This is a genomic window from Microseira sp. BLCC-F43, from assembly GCF_041929235.1.
Taxonomy (GTDB): Bacteria; Cyanobacteriota; Cyanobacteriia; order Cyanobacteriales; family Aerosakkonemataceae; genus Microseira.
This window is the reverse complement of sequence record NZ_JBHFNP010000162.1, coordinates 1-7,991: the sequence shown is the minus strand read 5'-3', so window position 1 is coordinate 7,991 and position 7,991 is coordinate 1. Positions and strand designations below refer to the sequence as shown.

Sequence of the window (7,991 nt, the reverse complement as noted above, 5' to 3'; positions counted from 1 at the left end):
CACCTTTACTGAAGCCTTAGAAGCATTTCGTACAGCGATGTCTTTTCGTTTTATCGAGTGGTTGAACCACAATAGGGACGTATTCTTCGCTTACAAAGCTAGTTTGGGCTATATTTGGGCTTGAAATTTGTTTAAGTCCCGCTAATTCCTTGTACTATCTCAAAAAAAGTCGAGAGCTTAACTACCTGACAGCTACACGACCCAAATATTGTCCAACTTTCTTTCCTGACAAGACAACTGCTTTCACAATGTCTCCAGTTTGAAACCGCAATGACCGAATTTGTTTCTAGGAACGTATCGCGATGGAAAACCAAATTTATCTGTCCGACACATTTGGCGGGTTCCTTGTCCAGTTGCCTTAATCAATAAAGGCTGATTTGTAAATAAATCCAATGACTGGATTTGACCAACGCCAGCAGCATCTAACCAGTACTTGGGTAAATTTAACCGATTCCGATTAAACTTAGTCAAGCCGCCCGAACCAGTAACAACAATTAACCCCGTCTGCTTGAGTTGATTAAATAACGCCCATCTAGTTGAATTAACTGCCGCAGCATCTTTGAGAGGACGCAATGCCCGCGCTAAGATTCGTTTGAGTACATCTGGCTTTTTCCCTAGAAACTCCTCAATACTTTTAGCTCCTTTTTTCTGATTGTATTTGTAACAGGCAAGGCAAAGATTAGAAATTCGCTCCGTCCCACCTTTGGCTTTAGGATAAATATGTTGTAATGGCATATTTCCCCCATTGCAATAAGCACATTTTCTTCCCCATTTGTTGAGCAGGTATTCGCGCACTTCGTATCCGTACAGCGTACCTTGCTGATACTCTACACCTGAGATTTCAGGGTTTTCCATCTGCTGCAAGTCAAATCTGACCAGCTCTTGAGCGAGGGATTTAACGGGTGCAAGTTTAATCAATCTGTTAACCCAAGTCATAGTTGTTTGTACAAGGGTGTTGCAATGATGGAGCCAACCAACCATCTGGCTTCTTACGGTTTAAAAACCTCGCTTTTCTATAGCGCTTCTTGCGATTTCGCCGCGATCTACGTACAGAGCGACGGGATTGGAGGCTGAGCTTAATCGCTTGCCCTCTATGGGTTAATTCCGCAGCAAATAAGACTTTGTTGCCCTGAACTAAGGCGATTCCAGTTATTTTGTCACCAGGATCTATCTTGAGCGCGATTGGTTCTGGCTCCGATGTTACTAACTTTTTCAGGATGATTGTGTCAGGAAATAACCGGAAAACTGCTGCTTTCTTGGCCTGCAATAATTTCCTGGCTATCACTGGACGACTTGGTGATAGTGGTTTTTTGTTGGCATTCATAACCAAGACATAGTTTGAAAAGGACATTGTTTTGTCTCTACTGGTTTCCCGTTAAGTTTGCGCGCGCTTTTGTTTAGCGCCGGTAACTATCCAAAAAGCACTGTCTTACCCCGAGTAAAACTGTTTAACTTTTCGGTTCTAGAGGAGGCAGCGCGGTCTTGGGGGAAACCCCCATGAGCGACTGCCGTCAGGAGACTAGCAACGCATCTCCTGGTAGGTTCACAGAACGCTTCCCCTAAACTTCGTTTCCCCGTTACCGGGACTTAAGCTGGTCAGCTATCTAAAATCTAGGGCCTGATGCCCCGCATCTTTAGGCGGGGTGCTGACATTTTTCTGTTGTACTTGGTACAGCCTAAATCAGGTTTTTCATTCAGGGGGCGACAAAAATAGTTAAAACCCTTAATGCGTAAGGGTTTTAACTATTTTTTTTCCGCCTTCAGGGTCTGGCGCCAAGAGGGGGCGACAACCGTGCTGAACCCGTTATTTATCAACGTTTTGGCTCTCTTAACCCTCGAAGACATTTCAGTTTATTGACAGCTTTGATGCTATAAAAATCTAAACCTCCGTTCCAGCTAGAGGGAAAAATGCCCAAAACCCCCATCGAACGGTGATTTTTGGCTCTACTGACGGTGGCAATATGGGTTCGTTGGCAGCAGCGCAGCTAAAATTATTCGATCTAGGTGTTGACAAAGGCAGTGACCTTGGTTATTATAATAAAGGCGAAATAAACAAGCCCCCATCGTCTAGAGGCCTAGGACACCTCCCTTTCACGGAGGTAACGGGGATTCGAATTCCCCTGGGGGTACTTAAAAAAAGTAAAGAATTTTGAGTCTATAAAGCTGTGTTAAATCAATTATTTAACACAGCAAAGTTTATTATTAGGTCAGCTTATCAACTTTTTCCTTAATAGCTAAATCGATAAAAGAGCGGAGCAAAATTAAGAACCATAACCCTGATAAGATAAAAGCGGCGATCGCCCAGCTACTATAGGGACCTAGCAGCAGCACTGCACCTGCTAGGAAGGTAAATCCACTCAAACAAGCATAAACCAGGCTTTTAAGGGCTAGATGAATGCGTTTGAGAGCGCGATCGCTTTCCATCGATCGCACCCGCACTTGCAGTTCACCCCGTTCGATGCGTTCTTCTAAGCGTCGGATTAACACTTCAGCGGCAGAGGGCTGCTGCAACTTATACTTAATAAAATCCCTTGCTTGTTTGGCTAGTTCCCTAACTGCATTTCCCTGCCCTCCAGAGACTGTAATGCTTTTCACAAAAGGCTGAGCGGCTACTACCAGATTGTATTCTGGGTCTAGGGTACGAGCAATGCCATCGAGGGTTGTCAATGACTTCAAAATGAATGTCATTTGTGCTGGTAAGCGAAACGGTTGCTGCTCGAACATGGCATAGAGTTCATTCTTAATTTCACCAAAAGCATTAATATCGACGGGTTTTTCGGTAAACTTATCTAAAAGAAATGTTATTAGCCGTCGCACCGGCGTCATATCTGCGACTGGCTCAATTAAACCCATATCGATTAAAGTATCTACGACCTGATTGGTATCCTTCCTTAATACGGCAAAAAAAGTTTTAACCATCTGCTCTTTAGACAGGGAATTTACCTCAGCCATCATGCCGAAATCATAAAAGATTAGGCTACCTTCTTGACTGACTGCCATATTTCCTGGATGGGGGTCGGTATGAAAGAATCCATCCTGTAATAATTGCTTTAAATACGCACAAATACCAAGCTGAGCAATCTTTTTTGAATCTAAGCCACAGGTTTGCAAGGTTTTGCAGTCGTCAATTTTAATTCCAGGTACATATTCCATTGTCAGCACTTTTGTAGTGGTGTATTGCCAATATACTTGAGGGATAATAATGCGACTATGGTTGCTAAAATTCTCGCGGAAGCGGTCGGCATTTTTCCCTTCTTGTATATAGTCTATTTCTTGATATAAGATACTAAAAAACTCATCATAAATAGCTTCTAAGTCGTACTTTCTTGTCCAAGGCAAATACCGCTGACAAAAACGTACTAATCTGAATAAAATTTTAAAATCTAAGTTAAATAACTTTTCTAATCCGGGACGCTGCACTTTTACGACTACATCTTCCCCTGTATGCAACCTTGCCTTATGAACCTGCCCTAAGCTGGCAGCAGCGAGGGGGATGGGATCGAAATCTCGATATAAAACATGAATAGACTTGCCCAGTTCAGATTCAATCAGAGAGATCGCCAGGGGTGTACTAAATTCAGGCACCCGATCCTGCAATTGCGCCAATGCTTGCACGTACTCCAAAGGTAATAGATCGGCGCGAGTAGACAGTGCCTGACCAATTTTAATAAAAGTCGGCCCTAAATCTAACAGCGTGCTGGCTAACCACCTTGCCCGACTGCGCTTATGCAGTGCAGAATCATTGGGAAATGTCGCATCCCACCACAAATAGAAAGCTAAAGTTGCTGCCGCCCCAAAAATGTCTATCTGACGTGCTAGCAGGGAATATTTAGACCTTTGCCAACGGAGTGATTTAGGCGTCGCAGCAGATTTGAGCATCCGATTCGTCATTTAAGGTTATGCACCAGCACTACTCCCAATAGTAGTTTTTGACAATCTCCCGCCGTCGATGTCGGGAAATTATTGCCTCATAGATTCTGAGTCAGCCAAAACTAGCAAACTAATTATGACGCCGACAGACCGTCTGGAGCAAGCATCTTGGTTAAAAGTCCACGCTTGAACCCGCTTGCTGCCACAAAAACCTATGTTTCAGATTTTGGCTGATGTTTCAAGCGTCTTTTGATATATACAAGCTCGACTCATAAGCAAGCCTAAATATGTTGCTCCAATTAAACAGAGTGCATTGCCGCCAGCGTCTTATTATAAGACATCTCAAGAGGGCGAGGTGCCAAGATCCCACTTAAAAGATGTTTGGTCTGTGGGCTAGTGTCTTTTTTCTGTTACAACCGATGAAATAATTACAGACAATTCATAATATTACATCTGAGGCAGGCTGAGGGTAAAGCAGGTTTCCCAAGCATCCTGATATTGCTGGGACGGGCAACTGGAAACGGCAATGGTACCATTTAAGTGCTGTACGAGACTCTTAACCAGAGCTAGCCCTAAACCAGTGCCAGCGATCGCTTTCTCGGTAACGCCCCGACCGCGATGAAACTTATCAAAAATCTGAGTTTGCTCTGCCGGTGAGATGCCCGCCCCGATATTAGAGACGGATACAACAATTTGAGGACTTTGTCCATCAACTGGGCAAGCGACGTTGAGATTGACTGTAGTGTCTGGATCGCAATACTTGCCAGCATTGGTCAACAGTTCTTGGAGGATGCGGCTAAGACTGTTTAGATCGGTCTGAAGCATCAGCGGGTTTGCAGGTAACTCCACAGCCAAGGTTAACCCCTTATCTGCCCAAGTTGCCTCAAAAGACTGGGCTAGATCTGCAATCAGATACTTCAGGTCTACCCTTTGCACCTGAAGCTGGACTTTCTTAGACTCCAGTTGCTGAATCGTCAGCAAGTCGTTAATCAAATCAATTTCTTGATTGCACTGCTGTTCTAAAATATCCAGATACCGAGCCTGTTTATCTGACGGCAATCCGGGACGACGTAAATTCTGGATCGCCAGTCTCATCTTGGTCAGCGGTGTTTTTAACTCGTGACTCACCGTGTCGATGAATTCATCCTTCATCTCGTTTAACTGCCGCTGTTGTTCGAGCTGTTGGCGGGTTTTTTCGTACCACTTAGCCTGAACTACCAAATTCGATTTGAGGTGTGTCGTGCGTTCTTCCACCAGGGCTAAAATTTGCCGCTGCATTTGGAACCCAAGGATAGCGATACTCAGCTGGGCACTGACTAATTCCACCAGCTCTAATTCCTCTTTTAACCAGATGCGGGGCTGACTTTGCTGTAGCACCAAGAACCCCAGCACGGTGTCTTTACTTTCCAAGGGAACCAGCAGCAGGGATGGCATAACATTTTGAGCGAAAATGGGGGCAATGCCAGCCTGAGGCTGATCCTTAAAATCTGGCTTGTCAGCAATGACCGTTAGCGCGGGCGAGTTGTTGAAAGTCTGCTGGCATAGAGCGCATTCGGCTAACCAAAACGATTGGTTTAACAAGGTTCCAACATTTTGATTTTGCTCTGATTGGTCAAAAGCAGACCATTCACAAGCAACTGTGACTTTAGCCCTGGGAGGGCGCCCCTGGGAATTACTTTTCAACTGGGAGTCTGTGTACTTCAATAGTAAGATTAGACCTCGATCCACCTCAAGCGTGCGCGCTGTGCCATCAATGGCCAAGTTGAGAATCCGATCCAGATCCGTAGAACTACGGATAGCCATCGTCAGGTTGTTGAGCAGATTCTGGTGCTGGAGTGAGGTACGAACCTGTCTGTGGAGTTGAGCTTGCGAAATGGCCATTGCTATCGAGTCTGATAAGGCTAGTAGTTGTTCTTTTTGCTGTAAAGTCCAATTGTAGGGGCGCGTACGCATCAAGAGGATTACCCCATTAACCTGACCTTGAAATTGCGTTGTTGTCCCCAAAACAGCACCAAAAGGCTTGTCTTCGAGCTTACTTAGCGATGATTGACCGATTTCAACTGCGCCTGTATCAGCGATCGCCAAGGGATTTTTCCTTGCCAGCATCGTTGCTTTAACCAGATTGGACAGTCCAGGATTTAAGCGGTCCTGTTGCGTTGCAACGGGATTGCCGGGATACCAATATGCCTTCTCCACCGTGACTGCATCGCTAGCAATCAGAGCAATTAGGCAGTATTCCACCCCAAAACCGTCAGCGATGGCACCGGGTAGTTCTAACAAAACCGCTTCCGGATCGGGGCTATTGACCATTTTCTGCGTAATTTTTCGCCCTAAATCGAAATAATCGCTCTCCTGCTGCATAAGTCGGTAGACAGATTCCGGCCTCAGAACGGGTTCAAAACAGCTGTTCCTGGGGGAAGCGAACGACTCTATTTCTGCTGGGTTGATAGCGCGACTCTTTTTGCCTGTCGCCTTTGTCTTCTCCTGCGAATTTACCATGACCTTTAAAGCCCTTTGATTATATTTAAATTTCCGCACTCAGCCACCGGCGAAACTTGTTTTGGTCGTGCCAGCTACATCGCATTGATGCAGGAGGTTAGATTTTTAGCAGGCAGGGAGCTGACGTTAATTGCAAGGGTCGCCACTTAACCAGAGCCGACCTGGCTTTTGCACTAGATTATCCTTTTCCAAACGGCTCTACATCAGTGATTTCTCTACGATTGGCTGCTTTAATAATTTTTTGTTTTTAAGCATCAATTTGTCACAGATCCCCGCTTCTCAGGGCAATTACACAAATCGCGCGAGCCAACCTTGTCCCTCTAGGGGGTGCCTCGCGCTCAACCTTGAACTTGAATGCTTTGAAGCTCAAAACTGATATTTTAGCTATGGATTTTGACCAAATTAAAACTAGGATCGCCTTCTTTCTACTTCTTGCAGAGCTGCTTCGCTATTTTTACGATACAGTACTTTGCGGTTTTGAGCAGTCTGGTAGCGCTTATCCTCGAAAGGCACAAGAGCCATGAGATCTGAAGCCTTTTGCCAACGAGTTGCTATCTCTAACCACTGCGCTGGGGTTTGGGCGGTTCTGCCCTCTGCGGAAGCTTGCTCGGCCATTCGCACGGCGGCAACAAAGGGGTCACTGGCGGAGTCGGTTTGACTCGTTTGGAGAGAGGCATCGATGAAGGAATTGGCAGTGACTGGCGTTGAATCTGCCTGTTTTGGGCCAAACCACTTATAGAAACCCCAGCCAACCAGCAGCAGCGATATGCTCATGACGACCCCAGCCATCATGCCTCGCCTCAATTGGCGTCGATGCCGTACAATGGGGGAGGCAGAAGGTTTGGGTAGGGATGGCTTCATCGACCTGGTTTGACGCTCCCTCAGCTCGGCTACCAGACCCATGAAATTCTTGCGCCTTGCCAATTTAATTTCTTCAAACCAAAGCAGCTGATTTTCTCTTTCGCGGTTAATTTCTTGCAACCAGAGTAACTGCTGTTCTCGGACAAGGCGACTGTTAATTTTGACGCGACGGATATCGCGCGGCCCAATAAACTCCAAAATCTGCCGGATTCGCTCCACCAAAGTGGATTGTTCGAGCTGCTCGACGGTTTCAGCCTCGCAGAGAAGTTGCAACAGGTCCGAATCGCGCACGGCTCTGGCTCTGACACCAATGGAAGCCAGGTCTTCATTCAGAAGTTGGATAATCGCGGTTATGCTACCCGATCGAGCCTGTTTGGTGAGGTCGTTTCTCGGATCTACCATTTTGGGTTAAGAAGTCGCTTGACAAATGATCCCGAAGTTTTGCCTAAACATTTAATTTAAACTATCCGTTGACCATTCACGAGACTCTAAGCTGAGGTGAGAGCGCTCTAACCCTCGTGCGCTCAAGCGCAGCAAGGGTACAACGCCGATAATTTTTTAGATCGTACCAGCATCTTGACATCCTGCGATCGCGCGCTGCCCACAGGATAACTATTGAATTGACATCCTCACCGCCCTGAAGGGACGGTGATTCCAAGAATCACTTCTTGCTGGCTCTCCTCTTTCCACGACTCGACTTACATTGAGGAGTTTCCTCACCAATACAGAGGTCGATATCTCCAGAGGCGTTTGACAACGTT

The 7,991-nt window shown here is 46.0% G+C and carries 3 protein-coding genes, 1 tRNA gene and 1 pseudogene; 1 reads left to right on the top strand and 4 read right to left on the bottom strand.

Annotated features, from left to right (window positions below; translation table 11 throughout):
• Positions 1 to 184 precede the first annotated feature (184 nt).
• Positions 185 to 1,351 (bottom strand): annotated as a pseudogene (gene iscB, locus ACE1CM_RS23020) (RNA-guided endonuclease IscB); the annotation flags it as partial.
• 705 nt (positions 1,352 to 2,056) lie between these two features.
• On the opposite strand from iscB, the gene ACE1CM_RS23015 reads away from it, so the two are divergent.
• Positions 2,057 to 2,129, top strand: a tRNA-Glu gene (locus tag ACE1CM_RS23015).
• A 73-nt stretch (positions 2,130 to 2,202) separates the two neighbouring features.
• On the opposite strand, the gene ACE1CM_RS23010 is transcribed toward ACE1CM_RS23015, so the two are convergent.
• From ACE1CM_RS23010 to ACE1CM_RS23000, 3 genes are all read right to left on the bottom strand, one after another.
• The gene (locus tag ACE1CM_RS23010; RefSeq protein ID WP_374880726.1) at positions 2,203 to 3,891 is read right to left on the bottom strand and encodes an ABC1 kinase family protein; all 1,689 of its coding nucleotides are present in this window, start codon (positions 3,889 to 3,891) and stop codon (positions 2,203 to 2,205) included.
• A gap of 426 nt (positions 3,892 to 4,317) precedes the next feature.
• Positions 4,318 to 6,369: a GAF domain-containing protein gene (locus ACE1CM_RS23005; RefSeq protein WP_374880724.1), complete on the bottom strand. Its 2,052-nt coding sequence runs from the start codon at positions 6,367 to 6,369 to the stop codon at positions 4,318 to 4,320.
• A 408-nt stretch (positions 6,370 to 6,777) separates the two neighbouring features.
• The gene (locus tag ACE1CM_RS23000; RefSeq protein WP_374880722.1) at positions 6,778 to 7,632 is read right to left on the bottom strand and encodes a hypothetical protein; all 855 of its coding nucleotides are present in this window, start codon (positions 7,630 to 7,632) and stop codon (positions 6,778 to 6,780) included.
• Between the last annotated feature and the right edge of the window lie 359 nt (positions 7,633 to 7,991).

Bases quoted from the DNA above. Each gene is read 5' to 3' on its own strand.
- ACE1CM_RS23010 (WP_374880726.1), bottom strand. From the start codon at position 3,891: ATGACGAATCGGATGCTCAAATCTGCTGCGACGCCTAAATCACTCCGT.
- ACE1CM_RS23005 (WP_374880724.1), bottom strand. From the start codon at position 6,369: ATGGTAAATTCGCAGGAGAAGACAAAGGCGACAGGCAAAAAGAGTCGC.
- ACE1CM_RS23000 (WP_374880722.1), bottom strand. From the start codon at position 7,632: ATGGTAGATCCGAGAAACGACCTCACCAAACAGGCTCGATCGGGTAGC.